The organism is Burkholderia cepacia (genome assembly GCF_001039005.1).
GTDB lineage: Bacteria > Pseudomonadota > Gammaproteobacteria > Burkholderiales > Burkholderiaceae > Burkholderia > Burkholderia theae.
Genome location: NZ_LDWR01000029.1, coordinates 63,497 through 79,843, shown reverse-complemented (window position 1 = coordinate 79,843; position 16,347 = coordinate 63,497). Strand labels below are relative to the sequence as shown.

The window sequence follows — 16,347 nt, the reverse complement described above, 5'->3', positions numbered from 1 at the left end:
CCACTGGTCGCTGTTCGTATCGCGCGTTGTGTCTAACGTGTCATCGGTTCGAGCACGGCGCGCACCGCGCCGATCGCATCCGCCCAGTTGCCGGGCGCAGGCTGCCGGAACAGCCGCGCGGACGGATACCACGGGCTGTCGCCGCGCGTACGCATCCAGCGCCAGGCCGGCGGGTCGGGCAGCAGCACCCAGACGTTTGCGCCCAGCGCGCCCGCCAGATGCGCGACCGCGGAATCGGCCGCGATCACGAGATCCAGCGCGCCGATCAACGCGGCCGTATCGGCGAAGTCGCCGAGTTCGTCGTCGACGCGGCGTACCGGCGTGTCCGCCAGCAGCGCTTCGTCGTGTGCATGAACGGGTTTCTGCACGCTGATCCAGTCGACGTCGAGATCGAACAGCGGCGCGAGCCACGCGAAATCGATCGACCGGCCGGCGTCGTTCCGTCGTGCCGGATCGCTCGCCCAGGCGAGCCCGATGCGCAGCCTGCGCCGTTCGCCGAGCAACGTGTCCCACTGGCGCGTGCGCTGCGGGTCCGCATGCAGGTACGCGGCAGGGCTCGGAATCGTGTCGGCGTCGGTGCGAAACGCATGCGGCAGGCTCGGCAGCGGCACATGGCAGTCGAAGGCGGGCAGCGGCTCGCCGCGCGCGATCACGTGGGCCGCACCGGCGAGTGACGCCATCAGCGCGCGCAACGACGGCTGCACCTCGAGCACCACACGTGCACCGCACGCGGCGACGAGCGGCACATAACGACAGAATTGCAGCGTGTCGTCCAGGCCCGGCTCCGCATGGATCAGGATCGTCTTGCCGTCGAGCGGTTCGTCGCCGCGCCACGCCGGCTGCGTGAACGGCCGCGCATGCCGCGCGAACTGCGCATCGCGCAGCCGCCATTCGTACCCGTGCCAGCCGCGCGCGAAGTCGCCTTCCGTCAGGTGCAGCGCTGCACGCGCGCAATGCGCGCCGGCGAAATCGGGCTGCAGCGCGAGCGCGTGGTCGTAGGCGGCCAGTGCAACGTCCACCTGCCCCATGTCGGCCAGCAGTTTGCCGCGTGCAAGCCACTGCGTCGCTTGATCGGGGCGCAGTGCGAGCGCACGATCGAGCGACACAATCGCTTCGTCGTAGCGGTGCAGGTCCTGCAGCACGCTGCCGCGGTTCGTCCACGCTTCGGCGAAGCGCGCGTCGAGCGCCAACGCGGCATCGTAGCTGGCGAGCGCCGCGTCGAAGCGCTTCATCTCGCGCAGCGCGGTGCCGCGATTGCACAGCGCGTCGATCGAGCGCGGATCGAGCGCGAGCGCACGGTCGTAGCTGTCGAGCGCTTCATCGTGACGCTCGAGCTGCAGCAACGCATTGCCGCGGCTCGCGAGTGCACGGACGTGATCCGGCTCGAGCGCCAGCACGCGTTCGCAACGCGCGAGCGCCTCGTCCGCGCGGCCGAGCCGTTCGAGCACGGTCGCGCTGTCGCAGAGCGCGTCGAGCCGCGCGGGATCGGCCGCGATCGCCTCGTTGAACGCGGCAAGCGCTTCGTTGAGACGGTCGAGCCCGGCGAGCGTGCGGCCGCGCTCGGCCATGATCGCGGCGACGCCCGGCCGGATCGCGTTCGCGCGATCGAAGCAGTGCAGCGCATCGGCTGCGCGCCGCAGCTCGCGTAACACGAGGCCGCGGTTGAACCACGATTCGAACGAATGCGGATCGACCATCAGCGCGCGGTCGTAGGTGTCGAGCGCATCGTCGAGTCGGCCGAGCGCGCGCAACGCACCGCCGCGATTGCAGAGCGCATCGAGCACGAGCGGTGACACGGCAAGCGCACGGTCGAACGACGCAAGCGCGTCGTCGTAGCGGCGCAGGCCGATCAATGCGTTGCCGCGGCGCACGAGCGTCTGCACGTCGTCGGGCGCCGCGCGCAGCGCGGCCGCGAAATGGTCCAGTGCCTCGTCGATGCGGCCGCGCTCGCCGGCGATCGCGCCGAAATCCGACAGCGCACGCGCGTCCGGCTCGATCGCGATCGACTGGCGCAGCAGCACTTCGGCATGGTCGGCCGCGCCGCGCTGGAATTGCAGCACCCCGTACAGATGGAGTGCCTGCGGATGATCGGGCTCGTTCGCGAGCACCGCGAGATATTCGCGTGCCGCGTCGTCGAACCGGCCTGCGCCGTGCCATTGCTGCGCGCGGCTCAGGATCGCCGCCGATTGCCATTGCCCGCGCGCGTCGTGCCCCGACGCGCCCGCGTGTGCATCATGCCGGTGCTCGACCGTCACGTTCGCCCCCTTCCCGTTTGCCGATGCCGCCGCTGAACCGGTCGATGGAACCGGTCGCGGCGGTCATGCTCGTCACGAGACTAATGGACAGCCAATAACAGACGTATGACGAAAGTTACGGACCATTTTGTCCGGGGGACGGAACGGCTTTCCAGGCGTGGCCGCGTGCGCCGGACGGCATCGCGCTTTCATTGACCGATCGGGATGGTCCGCACGAATTCAACCGCCGGCGCACCCATCGTGACCGTGAAGCGGACGCCGCGCGGCACCGGCGCGCCGATCGACGTCGAGTTGCTGATGCCGTGCTGTGCGAGAAACTGCGCGTAGGCCTGTTCGATAACGGTCTGGCTCGTCGTCCATCCACCCGGCGGAATCCACACGGAAAGCTGCATCGAGCGCGCATCATTGCTGACGACGACACGCGCGAACGCATCCATGTGATGCAGCGCGTCGTCGACCTCGGCCAGCGACGCGAGCGGCTGCGACGCGCTGCGCACGAGTTCGCGCCCCTTGAGCTGGTAACGCACGACCTGCATCTGCGTCGGCCCGCCACCGACCCCGAGATGGCGCACCATCACGAGTTCGTTCGGGCGGATGCGCAGCGGCGGCCCGAACACTTCGTCGGCCGTCACGAGGTTCGTCAGGTCGAACTGCAATTGGGAGAAATAGCGGCCGAGCAGACGCGTTTGCGCCAGATTCGACGCGATATCGTCGCGGCCGCGGATCGTCGCGTCGAGGCCGCGCCACGACAGCAACGCGATCACGGCAAGCAGCGTGATCGCGACCAGCATCTCGATCAGCGTGAAGCCGCGGGCGCGCACCGCCGCGCGCGGTTCAGCGGCGCGCTTCATTCTGGATCACCGTGACGACTTCGGCGAGCACGTTGCGGCTCGACGCGGACGGAAAGACGCTCACCGTCACGCGACGCACGAGCGGGCTCGGCAGCGCGGCCACCGACTGTCGGCACACGAACCGATAGCGGCCCTGCGGGCACGCGAACGTGTTCGTGCCGACGGATGGCCAGGTCGATGCGATGCGGATCTCGCCGAGCGCGTTGTCGGCGCTCCATAACGCGAGCAGGCGCATGCGGGCCGTATCGGTATCGGACGCGAGCGCGCCGATCGCGCGCATCACGGCGCCGAGCGCGACCGCCACGATCACCAGCGCGATCAGCACCTCGATCAGCGTGAATCCCCGTTCCGGCGCCCGCGCGATGCGCGATCCGCCGCGCGCATCGCGGTTGTAGTCGGTTCTGTCGTCGCACATGACCTGCGTTCTTGTCGATGGGTCGCCGCCCGGCATCCAGCGTCCAGACTGCGGCACAGGCCGCATCGCCGGCGCGACGGACGCCGTGCGAAGACGTTAAGCGCCGCGTATGGCACACACGTGTCGAATGGTACGGACCATTTGGCGCGACAAGCGCGGGCGGACACGCGCGCCGGCGCACCGCGTGCGACGTGCGGTGTCGCGCGATGCATGCATCGCGCCAACGGAGAACGGAAAACGATCGGAGGAGAACCGCCCGGCAACGGGCGGTGGGCGGTGGGCGGGAGAGGCGATCCTCGGGCGGGATCGCCGCGACGGCGTCAGGCCGTCACGGCGGCGTCATACTCGGCGCGGGCAAGCTGGCCGGCGGCGTAAGCCTCGGCTTCGCCGCGCAAGCCTTCCTGGCTGAATGCGACGACTTTCACACCGACGCCGGTCGCCCGCTTCACCGTCAGCGCCCATTGCCATCCGCCGTCTTGTTCAAAGACGTGCAGCGAGGGTTCGAAGGAAGGGTCGAATACGGTCACGCGTTATGCTCCTGCCCCCTTACGCGTTGCATCGGCAACACACGGGGCATGTCGAAAGGGTCGCGCCGGGATGCGACGCGTTTCTGCCATTCGACAGTCTAGTCAATAATTGTTGCGACGCACCATCAGAGGTTTCACTCATCTATCGGAACCGGGCGGTCGATCGAATCTGCCTGAAACCCATATGGCACGGGCCTCCGGGCCATATCGGGCCACACCATTCAGCATTCATGCGGCAACGTGCCGCACGCGAGATCGATTGCCTGCATCGGTCATTCGTGGATTTGGAAACGGGGCGCGATCTATCCGGCCGGCATTACGCGCCGGAAGGTCAGGTTGACGCGCTCGCCCTGCACGCTCGGCGCCTTCGGCACGCGATGCTGCCATTCGGCCTGCGTGCGCCCGCGCATCACGAGCAGGCTGCCGTGCACGAGCCGATACGCATGCGTGACGCCGGTCGCGCGATGGCGCAGATCGAACACGCGCATCGCGCCGAGGCTCACCGACGCGATCACCGGCGCGTCGCCGAGTTCCGGCTCGTTGTCCGCATGCCAGCCGAGGCTGTCCTGCCCGTTGCGGTAGCGGTTGAGCAGCACGCTGTTGAATCGCGCACCGCAGGTCGCCTCGACCGCGCGCTTCAGGTCGAGCACGGCCGGCGTCCACGGTGCCGGCACGTTGCGGATCCCCGAATACACATACACGGCATCCGGCTCGCCCTGCCATGCGGTCAGCCTCGGCAACGGAATGCGTCCGCGCGGCGTGCGGATCGTGTCCTGCCGCCACGCGACCTCGCCGATCAGCGCGGCCAGCACGCGATCGGCATCGGGTTGCGCGAGCCAGTCCGGGTACCAGTCCACGTCGGGCGCGGGTGTGTCAGCAAAGAGATCGGGCGTCGACATGTCGGAAGGAACGGATGATGAACGGGGCGAACAGTGCATGCCTGCATACTAGCCAACGGCGCCGCGCGCCGCCATGCGCTCTCATTCGACGATGAAAGGAAACCGCCGCGCGCCGCGATACGCTTTCGCGCATCACGCTATCATCGCGGCGTGTCGCGGCGCGCCCTGCCGGGAGCGCCGCTTTCTTTCGCCATGCCGGCCGGCGCGACCCGGCCGCCTTCTTCCCGGATCCCATCATGACGACCCTCTCCGATTCCGCCCTCGATCAACTGTTCCTCACCGCGCGCACGCACAACGCGTGGCAGGACAAACCCGTCGACGACGCGCTGCTGCACCGCTTGATCGACCTGACGAAATTCGGCCCGACGTCGGCGAACTCGAGCCCCGCTCGCTTTGTATTCGTCAAGTCGCCCGAAGCGAAGGCACGCCTGAAACCCGCGCTGTCCGAAGGCAATCTCGCGAAGACGATGGCCGCCCCCGTCACCGTGATCGTCGCGATGGATTTCGCGTTCCACGAGCACCTGCCGCGCCTGTTCCCGCACGCCGACGCACGCAGCTGGTTCGCCGGCAACGATGCGCTGATCGAGGCCACCGCGTTCCGCAACTCGTCGCTGCAAGGCGCGTACCTGATCCTGGCCGCGCGCGCGCTCGGCCTCGACGCGGGCCCGATGTCCGGCTTCGACGGCGCGAAGGTCGATGCCGCGTTCTTCGCGGGCACCGCGATCAAGAGCAACTTCCTCGTGAATCTCGGCTACGGCGATCCGGCCGGCCTGTTCCCGCGCAGCCCGCGTTTCGACTTCGACGATATCGCCCGCATCGAGTGACGGCAGCAGCCTAACCGCCGCGCGTCAGCCGGATCAGCGTGATCTCGGACGGCACGCCGAAGCGGTTCGGCGGCCCCCAGTAGCCGGTGCCGCGGCTCGTATAGAGCCACAGATCGCCGAAGCGGCTGAGCCCACCGACCACCGGCTGCTGCATCCGCACGAACGGCGGCCACGGCAGGAACTGGCCGCCGTGCGTATGTCCCGACAACTGCACGGTAAAACCTGCGCGGTTTGCCGCTTCCGCGCTGCGCGGCTGGTGCGCGAGCAGGATTTTCGTGCCGACGTCGTGCGGCGCGCCCGCCAGCGCCTGCGCGGGGTCGCTGCGATGCGCGGGATCGAACCCGCCCGCCGTGAAGTCGGTCACGCCCGCGAGCACCGCGCGCGCGCCGCCGTGCTCGATCAGCACGTGCTCGTTCAGCAGCACCGTCAGCCCGATGCGGCGGAATTCGTCGATCCACGCATGCGCGCCCGCGTAATACTCGTGGTTGCCGGTCACGAGGAAGCTGCCGTACCGCGACTGCATGCGGCCGAGCGGCGCTGTATGTTCGCGCAGGCGCTTGACCGAGCCGTCAACCACGTCGCCCGTCACGACGACGAGGTCGGCATCGAGCGCATTGACCGCACGCACGATTCGTTCGACATAGGGCCGCTTGATCGTGGGCCCGACGTGGATGTCGGACAGCTGCACGATCGACAGCCCGTCGAGCGCGGCCGGCAGCCCCGCGACCGGAATCGACACGCGCTTGACCGCCGCCGTGCGGCGCGCGCCGACAAACCCGATCGCGGTAACGAGCACCGCGCCCGCCAGCACGCCGAGTGCCGTGTCGGCCGCGGCGCCGCTCCACGCGCCGTCGTGCCCGAGATGCCGCCATGCGAGTACGCCGAGCAGCACGAATTCGCGCAACAACGTCAGCGCGAGCAGCGACGAGAAGAAGCCCATCACGAGCGAGCCGACCCAGCCGGCCAGCGTCGCGGCCCAGCCTTCGTCGAAACGACGCGAGAACATGCCGACCGGGATCAGCACGACGAAGCTCGCCAGCACGAGCGCCGCGATCGTGCGCGCGACCGGCAACGCGAATGCATCGGGAATGATCCGCATCCCGACGTACAGATGGAACAGCACGCCGATTGCAATGAACCGGACAAAGAAACTTCGCATGGAACGCTCACCTTCGTTGCGATACCGCTTCCGCGACGCGCATCGCACGGGGCCGTGACGCCCCGTGCCGCGCTTTGCGTCATACGCACGATGGTACACAGATCCCGGCCGCGACGACCGGTCGCGGCCGCCGGTGGAGCCTCGCGCGGCTTCGCGCGATAATCGGCCATCCTCCCGCCGCCACTGCCATGCGCTTCGATCTCGTCGACCTCAAACTCTTCACGCACATCGCGGAGGCGAACAGCCTGACGCGCGGCGCCGAACGCGCGCACCTGTCCGTGCCCGCGGCCAGCATGCGCATCAAGAATCTCGAGGAGCAGGTAGGCGTGAAACTGCTGAGCCGCACGAGCCAGGGCGTCACGCTGACCGCGCCGGGCGAGACGCTGCTCACGCATGCGCACCGCGTGCTGCGCCAGCTCGAGCAACTGACGGGCGACCTGCAGGAATTCGCGTCGGGCGTGAAAGGCCACGTGCGCGTGTTCGCGAACACCACGGCGATGAGCGAGTTCCTGCCGGCCGTGCTGCGCCACTATCTCGTCAAGCATCCCGACGTGACGATCGACATGCAGGAACGGCTGAGCCCCGACATCGTGCGCGCGGTGCAGGAGGGCGTGGTCGACATCGGCATCGTCGCCGGCGACGTGCGCACCGAAGGGCTGCAGGCGATGCCGTACCGAAGCGACCGCCTCGTGCTGGCCACGGCGCTCGGGCACCCGCTCGCCAGCCTGGCATCGACGCCGTTCGTCGCGACGCTCGACCACGACTTCATCGGCCTGCCCGAAGCGAGCGCGCTCCACAATTTCCTGAAGCGCGCGGCCGCCGACGTGCAGCGCACGCTGCGCTGGCGCATCCAGGTCAGCAACTTCGAGACGGCCTGCCGGATGATCGAGGCGAACGTCGGTGTCGGCGTCTTGCCCGAAGGAACCGCGCGCCGCCATGCGAAGACGATGGCGCTGCGCGTCGTCGCGCTCGAGGACGACTGGGCCGAACGCCAGTTGCAGATCTGCGTCGCCGATCTCGACGCGCTGCCGCGCTTCGCACGCGACCTCGTCGACCTGCTCGTCGAGGATGCCCGCAACCGGCAAGACTGACCGGATTCCCATGCGTTCGAGCGGCAATCGGCCGCTTCCGCACCGATTCCACGGCATCGGCATGACAAAGTCCGTCACCCTGCTTTTGTCTGACGATGCTTTACAGTCTGTTAGCAACCCTATACGAGCTTGCGCTGGCAGAATCGTGACGACTGGGTCGCCGCTGCCGAAACGCGCTGCCGGACGGACCGCTGGCGGTCCGCATCCTGCTGATTTATTATCGGCTCCGTATCGCGGAATCGTCGTCGCGGCGACGCACCGCATTGCGCCGCGCCCGGCATCCTCCCCCATCGTCGAGCTCGTCACACCATGAGAAAAACAATGCCGCGTGCGCCCCTGCGCGTCGCCGCCGTCCTGGCGCCAGCCCTGCCGCTCGCGGGTTGCGCATCGCGCGGCGCACCGTCGTATGTCCTGTTCGGCGCGTATTTCCCGCTCTGGCTCGTCAGCGCGATCGTCGGCATCGTCGGCGCGATCATCGCGCACCGCGTGTTCGTCGCGACCGGCTGGGCCGCCACGGTGCCCTACCAGTTGGCCGTCTGCACCGCGATCGGGCTCGTGGTCGCCGTGCTCGTCTGGCTCGCCGGCACGGGGCCATTCGCATGAAAGCCGCCGGAATCGCCCGCCCCTCCATGAAAGGCCGCGTGATCGCGCTGGCAATCGTCGCGCTCGGCATCGCGGCGCTCGCGTATGCGTACCACCGCACGACCGCCTACCCGTCCACCGACGACGCGTCGATCGACGCGGACGTCGTGCACGTCGCGTCGCCCGTCGGTGGTCGCATCGTACGGCTCGCGGTGCATGAGAACCAGCGCGTCGCGAAAGGCGACCTGCTGTATGAAATCGATCCCGTGCCGTACCGGCTGACGGTGGCGCAGGCGCAGGCCGACCTCGAGCTCGCACGCGCATCGCTCGACACGCGCCGCCGTTCGCTGATCGGCGAGCGCTCGAACGCGGCGGTCGCCGCCGAGCAGGTCAAGCGCGCGACGCAGAACGCCGACCTCTCGACGCGCGACGTGAACCGGCTCGCACCGCTCGCCGCGCAGGGTTATGTCAGCGCGCAGCAGTTCGATCAGGCGAAGGTGCGCCAACGCGACGCGGCCGTGTCGCTCGCGCAGGCGCAGGAACAGCAGCGCGCGTCCGCGCAGACGATCGGCGACGAGGCCGACGCGATCGCGACGCTGCATGCGCGCGAAGCCGCGCTGGCCCGCGCGCAGCACGCGCTCGACGATACGGTCGTGCGCGCGCCGCACGATGGCCTCGTGACGGGCCTCAGCGTCCTCGCCGGCGAAACCCTGGCGCCGAACCAGTCGATCTTCACGCTGATCGACGCGAGCGAATGGTTCGCCGTCGGCAATTTCCGCGAGACGTCGCTGGATCGCATCGCGCTCGGCGACTGCGCGACCGTCTATTCGATGATCGACCGCAGCAGCCCGATGACGGGCAAGGTCGTCGGCATCGGCGCGGGCATCGCGGACAGCGCGCGCATCAACCTGCCGCGCTCGCTGCCGATCGTGCAGAACTCCGTGAACTGGGTGCACGTCGCGCAGCGCTTCCCCGTGCGCGTGAAGCTCGACGAACCCGACGGCAAGCTCGTGCGCGTCGGCGCGAGCGCGATCGTCGAGGTCCGGCATGGCTCAGCCTGCCGCTGACGTCCGCTCGCCGGGCCCGCGCGAAGTCCTGCGACTGCTCGTGCCGTTTCCGGGGCGCGCGGCGATGGCCGTGCGGGTCGCGCTGATCTGCGCGCTGGTCGTGCTCGTGACGAGCGGGTACGGCACGCCCGAAGCCGCGATTTCCGTGTACGTCGTGTTCTTCCTGAACCGCGCCGACCGCGTAACGAGCGTCGTGCTCGCGGTCGCGATGCTGCTGCTCGTCACGGTCGTGATCGCGCTCGTGATGGGCGTCGCGATCTTCAGCATCGACTATTCGATCCTCCGCGTCGCGTGCATGGCCGTGCTGTCGGTCGGCCTGCTCTACCTGACGTCGGCGAGCAAGCTGCGCCCGGTCGGCGCGATCCTCGCGATGATCGTCGGCTTCGGGCTCGACCAGCTCGGCCTCGCGCCATTCGGCGAAGCTGCAACGCGCGCGCTGCTCTATGCGTGGCTGATGGTCGCGATCCCGGTCGGCGTCGCGATCGTCGTCAACCTGCTGATCGCGCCGTCGCCGCGCAAGCTCGCGCAAGCGCAGCTCGCGAAGCGGCTGCGGCTCGCCGCGCGGCGGCTGCGTAGCAATGACGACGATGACGGCGACACGCGCACCGCGTTCGACGCGAGCCTGCGCGAAGGCGACAAGCAGTTGCTCACGTGGCTCAAGCTGTCGAAGCTCGAGGGCTCGTCGTCGGCCGCCGACGTCGTCGCGCTGCGGCAGGCCATCGCGTCGAGCACCGCGCTGCTCGTGGCGGTCGCGCTCGCGGACCGCGAACCGGACGCACGGCTGCCCGATGCATTCGTCGAGCCGATCGCGACGACGCTCGACGACATGGCCGTCATCCTCGAACACGGCGGTTATCCGGTCGACGTGACGCTCGCGCTGCCGGCCGCCGATGCGCTGGCGCCGCTTGCGCGCGTCGTCGCGACGGACCTGCACACGGCGATCACGCACTTCGCGGAATCGGCCGCGACCGACGGGTCGGCCGAGGCTGCAGCCGCCCCCGCCGCGCCTCCTGCACCACCCGCACCACGCGGCGGGTTCTTCCTGCCCGATGCGCGCAGCAACCCCGACCACATCCGCTACGCGCTGAAAACCACCGCAGCGGCGATGTTCTGCTACCTGCTGTATTCGCAGCTCGACTGGTCGGGCATCCATACCTGCTTCATCACCTGCTACATGGTGTCGCTCGGCTCAACGGCCGAAACGGTCGAGAAGCTCACGCTGCGCATCGCCGGCTGCATCGTCGGCGCGCTGCTCGGCACCGCCGCGCTCGTGTTCGTCGTGCCGTCGCTGTCATCGATCGGCGAGCTGATGGCGCTCGTGTTCGCCGGCGCGTGGCTGGCCGCATGGGTCGCCTTCGGGTCGCCGCGCATCGCGTACGCGGGCTTCCAGGTCGCATTCGCGTTCTTCCTGTGCGTGATCCAGGGCGCGGGCCCCGGCTTCGACCTGACGCTCGCGCGCGATCGCACGATCGGCATCCTGCTCGGCAACGTGGTCGTGTATCTCGTGTTCACGCGCATCTGGCCCGTCAGCATCGGCAAGCAGATCGACACGGCGCTCGCGGCGCTGCTCGACCAATGGCGGCGCCTCGCACAGATCGCTCAGCCGGCCGAGCGGCGCGCGCTGGCCGCCGACGCGTTCGCGCGCCACGGCGCGATCTCGCAGGAACTCGGCCTGATCCACTACGAACCGTCATGGGTGCGGCCGGCCGCGACGTGGCTCGCCGCGCGACGGCGCGCGCTCGCGGAACTCGGCGCCCTCGAAGGCCCGTTGTTCCTGCTCGCCGAACGCGCACCGGGCGACGCGGCGATTGGCGCGAGGCTCGCACGCGTGGTCGAACCGCGCGACGACGAAGCCACACCGCATGCGGATTCACCCGCGCCGCCGGCCCCGCCGCCGAGTACCACCCCCACCGACCCCGCACGCGACGCGCTGCTGAACCTGATCGACACGCGGCTCGCGCACATCGCCGACGCCGCCCGTCAAGCCACACCGAAGGAGCCTGTCCCTCATGCGCCTACCTGAACCGCCGGCCGCCTCGATCGCCGCCGCCGCCCTCGCGACCGCCGTCGCGCTGGCCGGCTGCGCGACGTCGTCGATCGATCTGGCGCCGGAGGCGTCCGACCGCCCGTGGCAGCCGCAAACGTCGGCCGCGGGCGACATCGTGCCGGGCCCGCCGCGCGCGTCCGCGCAAGGCGCGCACGACTACACGCTGCCCGCGTCCCCGGCGCTCGCGTCGGTATCGCCGCCGGCCGCGCTCGATTCCGCGCATGCATACACACTGCCCGAGCTGATCGACCTCGCCGAATCGGCGAACCCGCTGACCCGCATCGCATGGAACGACGCGCGCAACGCGGCGCTCGCGGTCGGCCTTGCCAAGGCCGCCTACCTGCCGCGGCTGTCGGCCACGGCCATGGGTGCATACCAGGCGAGCCACGGCTCGACGTCGACGATCCTCGGCGATTCGTCGAGCGACACCACCGTGCACGGCACGATCTCGGCGCTGTCGCTGCAATGGCTGCTGTTCGATTTCGGCGGCCGCGCGGCGCGCGTCGAAGCGGCCGAACAGGCATCGATCGCGTCGAACGTCGCGTTCACGGCCGTGCACCAGCAGGTGATCCACGACGTGACGGTCGGGTACTACCGTTATGAAGCCGCACGCTCGCGCGCACTCAGCGCGCAGCAGGGCCTTTCGAATGCGGATGCGATCCTCGCGGCCTCCCGCGCCCGGCTCAAGCACGGCGTCGGCACGGTCGTCGAACTCGCTCAGGCGACCCAAAACCGCGCGCAGGCGAACCTCGCGCTCGTGCAGGCGAACGGCGCGCAGAACGACAGCTACCTCGCGCTCGTGTCCGCGCTCGGCATCTCGCCGCTGTCGAAGCCGACGATCGCCGCGCTGCCGAAGCGGCCGCTGCCGCCCGCGCTCGGTTCGTCGGTCGATTCGATCGTGTCGGACGCGATCGCGCGCCGCCCCGACCTGCAGGGCGCGTTTGCGCTCGAAAAGGCCAATCGCGCGAAGATCAAGGCCGCCGAGGCCGCCTTCATGCCGAAGGTGTTCCTGTCCGCGTCGACGTCGTATGCGAGCGGCGGCACGGCCATCTCCGCGCTGCCCGCGATCGGCGACCAGGCGCCGACCGTCAACCTGAACGGCAGCCGCTACGGCGGCGGCGTCTTCCTCGGCGTGACGATCCCGCTGTACGACGGCGGCCTGCGCTCGGCCGTGCTGATGCAGGCGCGCAACGATGCGGAAAGCGCCTCCGCGCGTCTCACGCGGACCAAGGAAGAAGCCGTCCGCCAGGTCGTCGCCGCGCAGAACGCGGTGCAAACGAGCCTCGCGTCGCACGACGCCGCCAAGGCGCTCGTCGACGCCGCGCAGACGAGCTACGATGCCGCGCTGACCGCGTACCGCAACGGCGTCGGGTCGGTAACCGATGCGACGATCGCGCAAAGCCAGCTGCTCGCGGCCCGCAACGCGGAGGTCGACAGCTACGCCGGCGCACTGTCGGCGGCCGCCGCGCTCGCGCTCGCGACGGGGACGATCGGCTCGGCGCAGTAGCGCAACCGCCGCAAGGCGGTTGACGCATGCGCGCGCCGCCTACTAGAATGCCGCCCATTCTTCCTTCAGGAACCATCGTGGACAGTTGCAGCACTCCGTTGCGTGCGCCGCTTGCCGCCTGAACGCCTGTCCGCCGCAGTTCTCCTGCCCCGGCTCGCGTTCCGCGAGCCCGCACGCCTACCGTTTCACACTGAATGACGCATTCGCGCGGTACAGTACCGCGCGATGACGGCTATCTTCGCGTCGCCTCCGGCATAACGCCGCGGCGACGCGAGCCGGCATGCGCTCCTTGCACGGCAGGACAACCATGACTTTCGATTTCGCACTCCGTCTTTTCACCGCGTTCGCCTGCGGCGTCGCCATCGGCCTCGAGCGCCAGATGCGCCAGCGCACGGCCGGCCTGCGCACGATCACGCTCGTCGCGAGCGGCGCGTGCCTGTTCGTCACGCTCGGCGTGCTGACCGGCAACGGCGTCGCAGGCGTCACGCAGATCGCCGCGTACGTCGTATCGGGCGTCGGCTTTCTCGGCGGCGGCGTGATCATGCGCGACAAGGGCTCGATCCAGGGCATCAACACGGCCGCGACGCTGTGGTGCTCCGCCGCCGTCGGCGTGCTGTCCGGCTCCGGTCATTTCGCGCCCGCGATCGCCGGCACGGGCGTCGTGCTGCTCACCAATACGGTGCTGCGCGGCGTCAGCCAGGCGATCAACGCGACACCGGTGTCGAATGCCGATCTCGTGCGCGAATACCAGATCACCGTGATCTGCCTGACCTCGGACGAGGTACACATCCGCACGCTGCTGTCGAACTCGATGTACGCGAAACCGCTGTCGTTCCAGAGCCTCACGAGCGAGGACGTGCCCGACCAGCCGGACCGGCTGAAAGTGACCGCGACGCTGAAGCTGCATCCGAAGGATCAGCAGAAGCTCGAGCAGATCGCGAGCCGGATGAGCATGGAGAAGAGCATTTCCAGCGTGAGCTGGACCGCCAAGGAAGCGGAGCCGTTGATGGAGTGAGCGGCATGGCGGCGGCCGTATTCGGCGCCGCCCCTCTCGGCCGCGTCAGGGTGCTTCGATAAGCCCCGCCGAGATCGCCTTGACGACCGCCTGGACCTTGTTCGTCGCGCCCAGTTTCTCGAGGATGTTGTTGACGTGGAAGTTGACCGTCCGCTCCGAGATGCTGAGGATCTGGCCGATTTCGCACGCGGTCTTGCCCTCGGCCGTCCAGCACAGCACCTCGCGCTCGCGCGCGGTCAGCGTGACACCCGCCGCGGGCGACAGCTTCGGCACCATGAAGCGGCTCATCAGCGAATGCGACAGGTTCGCGAGCCAGTTCGTCCAGCGTCAGCATGTTGATCTCGGCCGGCGTCAGCGGGTCGGCATGGCGCGCGATGCTCAGTAGACCGAACGCACCGCGGGCCGCCCAGCTCGACTGCGCGACACCCACCGATAGCCCGAAGTCGCGCGCGTCCTGCCACAGCGGACACGGGTCGATCCGGTCGACGTCCGGCCAGACGATCATGTTGGTGCTGTGCACGCCGTCGCGAACCGTCGAATCGATATCGATGTAGTTTCGCGACTGGTAGTGCGCCATCCAGCCGTCCGGATAGGTATTGAAGATGGCGACCGCCGGCTTCGATACGGGCAGCGGCACGCGAATGCCGTAACAGCAGTATTCGAACCCCAGGCGTTTTGAATAGGCAGCCATCCGCTGGAAGAGTTGCTGCTCGTCTTCCGCGGCGCTGAATTGTTGATAGGCATCCTGCCAGCGCAGTTCCATTCGTTCTCCGACAACGTCACGCTGTCATACTTGTCAGGTTTCAGCACCCGTTTGGGGCTGCTACATTCCGCGCATGACTTCACCTTTGCTGCATCCGGTCGCCGGCCCGTCCGCGGACGGCTATGTGCGCCTGTCAGAAGGCTCACTCGCCGTGCTTGCGCTCGACCATGTCGCAAGCGGCCTCGATGCATCGCTGCTTGCCGAACTGCGCGACAACGCGATCGACGCGCGCCTCGCCGGTTATACCGAATGGCATCGCGCGGCCCGTGCCGGCGTCCCTTACGTGACGGTCGGCTGGGACTGGTACCTCGAACGCGCAACGGGCATGTTCGTCGTCGCGGGCGGCGACATCCGCAGCAACGTGATGGTCGTCGACGCGACGGCCACCGACATCGGCATGTTCCGCACGGCCGCCGCGCTCGCCGCGCGGCTCGCCCGCATCGACTGGCCCGCCGCCGTCGCGTCGGCCCTGCTTGATCGCAACGACGCCTATCATGCCGGTCCCACGCTCCAGTGACAACCGGTCGAGCATTCCTCGGATTAATTCAGCAACGCTGGGGCTCTTTATAAGCAAAAGCGGCCCGGTTTTCAATCCCGTCGATCAAGAAACCGTTACCACGTCCTAAATGGCGTTTTTGCGCCGCCAACCTGTAAGAGTTACCAGTTACAGCCTCCTCGTGCTGCGCGATGTAATGCATGCATACAAAAGCACAGATCCGAGGACACCATGCAGACCTTCGTTCACGAGGAAGGACGGTTGCCACACGAACTTGCAGCGGATCTCGGGCGCTATCGGCGCCGCGTGTTCATCGAACAGCTCGGTTGGACGCTTCCGTCGGCGAACGAATGTTTCGAGCGCGACCAGTTCGATCGCGACGATACCGTCTACGTGTTCGCGCGAAACGCCGACGGCGACATGTGCGGATGTGCGCGCCTGCTGCCCACGACGCGCCCGTATCTGCTGGAGTCGCTGTTCGCCGAACTGATCGCCGAGGACATGCCGCTGCCGAAATCGGCCGCGGTCTGGGAGCTGTCCAGGTTCGCGGCGACCGACGACGAAGGCGGATCGGGCAATGCCGAGTGGGCCGTGCGCCCGATGCTCGCGGCCGTCGTCGAATGCGCGGCGCAGCTCGGCGCGCGGCAGTTGATCGGCGTGACGTTCGCGAGCATGGAGCGGCTGTTCCGCCGGATCGGCATACACGCGCACCGGGCAGGCCCGCCGAAACAGGTGGACGGGCGTCTGGTGGTCGCGTGCTGGATCGATATCGATCAGCAAACGTTTGCGGCACTAGGAATCGAGCCGGGGCAGGCTGCCCGGCAAGCCATCGCCGCCTGAGCCGGAACG

General features: G+C 68.6%; 15 protein-coding genes and 1 pseudogene. 9 read left to right on the top strand and 7 right to left on the bottom strand.

The features are described from left to right. Window positions 1-32 precede the first annotated feature (32 nt). The 5 genes from VL15_RS17885 to VL15_RS17865 all read right to left on the bottom strand — a co-directional run bounded on the left by VL15_RS17885 (window position 33) and on the right by VL15_RS17865 (window position 4,947). Window positions 33-2,255 carry a tetratricopeptide repeat protein gene (locus VL15_RS17885; protein ID WP_048247308.1) on the bottom strand — a complete coding sequence of 741 codons (2,223 nt, stop codon included), beginning with the start codon at window positions 2,253-2,255 and terminating at the stop codon, window positions 33-35. A 188-nt stretch (window positions 2,256-2,443) separates the two neighbouring features. Continuing rightward, the gene (locus VL15_RS17880) at window positions 2,444-3,106 is read right to left on the bottom strand and encodes a PulJ/GspJ family protein (RefSeq protein WP_048247306.1); all 663 of its coding nucleotides are present in this window, start codon (window positions 3,104-3,106) and stop codon (window positions 2,444-2,446) included. Further along, window positions 3,090-3,521 (bottom strand): type II secretion system minor pseudopilin GspI, encoded by a 432-nt coding sequence (gene gspI / locus VL15_RS17875; protein ID WP_048247304.1) that lies wholly within the window; start codon window positions 3,519-3,521, stop codon window positions 3,090-3,092. Before gspI ends, VL15_RS17880 begins: the two co-directional genes overlap by 17 nt. A gap of 320 nt (window positions 3,522-3,841) precedes the next feature. Beyond that, window positions 3,842-4,048 (bottom strand): hypothetical protein, encoded by a 207-nt coding sequence (locus VL15_RS17870; protein ID WP_048247302.1) that lies wholly within the window; start codon window positions 4,046-4,048, stop codon window positions 3,842-3,844. Window positions 4,049-4,350: 302 nt separating this feature from the next. Continuing rightward, a complete protein-coding gene (locus VL15_RS17865; RefSeq protein WP_048247300.1) occupies window positions 4,351-4,947 on the bottom strand; it encodes an alpha-ketoglutarate-dependent dioxygenase AlkB family protein in 597 nt (198 codons plus the stop codon). A gap of 236 nt (window positions 4,948-5,183) precedes the next feature. On the opposite strand from VL15_RS17865, the gene VL15_RS17860 reads away from it, so the two are divergent. Continuing rightward, on the top strand, window positions 5,184-5,771 hold the full coding sequence (locus VL15_RS17860; RefSeq protein ID WP_048247298.1) for a malonic semialdehyde reductase: 588 nt from the start codon (window positions 5,184-5,186) through the stop codon (window positions 5,769-5,771). A 10-nt stretch (window positions 5,772-5,781) separates the two neighbouring features. On the opposite strand, the gene VL15_RS17855 is transcribed toward VL15_RS17860, so the two are convergent. Further along, window positions 5,782-6,930, bottom strand: coding sequence for a metallophosphoesterase (locus tag VL15_RS17855; RefSeq protein WP_048247297.1), 1,149 nt, complete (start codon window positions 6,928-6,930; stop codon window positions 5,782-5,784). A gap of 188 nt (window positions 6,931-7,118) precedes the next feature. On the opposite strand from VL15_RS17855, the gene VL15_RS17850 reads away from it, so the two are divergent. The 6 genes from VL15_RS17850 (at window position 7,119) to VL15_RS17825 (ending at window position 14,239) form a co-directional block, all read left to right on the top strand. Beyond that, window positions 7,119-8,021 carry a LysR substrate-binding domain-containing protein gene (locus VL15_RS17850; protein ID WP_048247295.1) on the top strand — a complete coding sequence of 301 codons (903 nt, stop codon included), beginning with the start codon at window positions 7,119-7,121 and terminating at the stop codon, window positions 8,019-8,021. Between the two features lie 309 nt (window positions 8,022-8,330). Continuing rightward, window positions 8,331-8,624, top strand: a complete 294-nt coding sequence (locus tag VL15_RS17845; RefSeq protein WP_048247293.1) for a hypothetical protein — start codon at window positions 8,331-8,333, stop codon at window positions 8,622-8,624. Further along, window positions 8,621-9,670, top strand: a complete 1,050-nt coding sequence (gene mdtN / locus VL15_RS17840) for a multidrug transporter subunit MdtN (RefSeq protein ID WP_048247291.1) — start codon at window positions 8,621-8,623, stop codon at window positions 9,668-9,670. Before VL15_RS17845 ends, mdtN begins: the two co-directional genes overlap by 4 nt. After that, window positions 9,651-11,693 carry an FUSC family protein gene (locus tag VL15_RS17835; RefSeq protein ID WP_048247289.1) on the top strand — a complete coding sequence of 681 codons (2,043 nt, stop codon included), beginning with the start codon at window positions 9,651-9,653 and terminating at the stop codon, window positions 11,691-11,693. Before mdtN ends, VL15_RS17835 begins: the two co-directional genes overlap by 20 nt. Then, a complete protein-coding gene (locus VL15_RS17830; protein ID WP_048247287.1) occupies window positions 11,680-13,224 on the top strand; it encodes a TolC family protein in 1,545 nt (514 codons plus the stop codon). Before VL15_RS17835 ends, VL15_RS17830 begins: the two co-directional genes overlap by 14 nt. A 307-nt stretch (window positions 13,225-13,531) precedes the next feature. Further along, window positions 13,532-14,239: an MgtC/SapB family protein gene (locus VL15_RS17825; RefSeq protein WP_048247285.1), complete on the top strand. Its 708-nt coding sequence runs from the start codon at window positions 13,532-13,534 to the stop codon at window positions 14,237-14,239. Window positions 14,240-14,284: 45 nt separating this feature from the next. On the opposite strand, the pseudogene VL15_RS17820 reads toward VL15_RS17825, so the two are convergent. Further along, a pseudogene (locus VL15_RS17820) lies at window positions 14,285-15,002 on the bottom strand (autoinducer binding domain-containing protein). Between the two features lie 73 nt (window positions 15,003-15,075). On the opposite strand from VL15_RS17820, the gene VL15_RS17815 reads away from it, so the two are divergent. Continuing rightward, a complete protein-coding gene (locus tag VL15_RS17815) occupies window positions 15,076-15,519 on the top strand; it encodes a DUF4902 domain-containing protein (RefSeq protein ID WP_048247283.1) in 444 nt (147 codons plus the stop codon). A gap of 210 nt (window positions 15,520-15,729) precedes the next feature. Next, complete coding sequence (locus VL15_RS17810) at window positions 15,730-16,338, top strand: acyl-homoserine-lactone synthase (RefSeq protein ID WP_048247281.1); 609 nt, start codon at window positions 15,730-15,732, stop codon at window positions 16,336-16,338. The last annotated feature ends 9 nt before the right edge of the window (window positions 16,339-16,347 follow it).

Coding starts and splice junctions, on each gene's coding strand:
- VL15_RS17810 (WP_048247281.1), top strand. CDS start 15,730: ATGCAGACCTTCGTTCACGAGGAAGGACGGTTGCCACACGAACTTGCA.
- VL15_RS17860 (WP_048247298.1), top strand. CDS start 5,184: ATGACGACCCTCTCCGATTCCGCCCTCGATCAACTGTTCCTCACCGCG.
- VL15_RS17830 (WP_048247287.1), top strand. CDS start 11,680: ATGCGCCTACCTGAACCGCCGGCCGCCTCGATCGCCGCCGCCGCCCTC.
- VL15_RS17845 (WP_048247293.1), top strand. CDS start 8,331: ATGAGAAAAACAATGCCGCGTGCGCCCCTGCGCGTCGCCGCCGTCCTG.
- VL15_RS17850 (WP_048247295.1), top strand. CDS start 7,119: ATGCGCTTCGATCTCGTCGACCTCAAACTCTTCACGCACATCGCGGAG.
- VL15_RS17825 (WP_048247285.1), top strand. CDS start 13,532: ATGACTTTCGATTTCGCACTCCGTCTTTTCACCGCGTTCGCCTGCGGC.
- VL15_RS17835 (WP_048247289.1), top strand. CDS start 9,651: ATGGCTCAGCCTGCCGCTGACGTCCGCTCGCCGGGCCCGCGCGAAGTC.
- VL15_RS17865 (WP_048247300.1), bottom strand. CDS start 4,947: ATGTCGACGCCCGATCTCTTTGCTGACACACCCGCGCCCGACGTGGAC.
- VL15_RS17880 (WP_048247306.1), bottom strand. CDS start 3,106: ATGAAGCGCGCCGCTGAACCGCGCGCGGCGGTGCGCGCCCGCGGCTTC.
- VL15_RS17815 (WP_048247283.1), top strand. CDS start 15,076: ATGACTTCACCTTTGCTGCATCCGGTCGCCGGCCCGTCCGCGGACGGC.
- mdtN (WP_048247291.1), top strand. CDS start 8,621: ATGAAAGCCGCCGGAATCGCCCGCCCCTCCATGAAAGGCCGCGTGATC.
- gspI (WP_048247304.1), bottom strand. CDS start 3,521: ATGTGCGACGACAGAACCGACTACAACCGCGATGCGCGCGGCGGATCG.
- VL15_RS17855 (WP_048247297.1), bottom strand. CDS start 6,930: ATGCGAAGTTTCTTTGTCCGGTTCATTGCAATCGGCGTGCTGTTCCAT.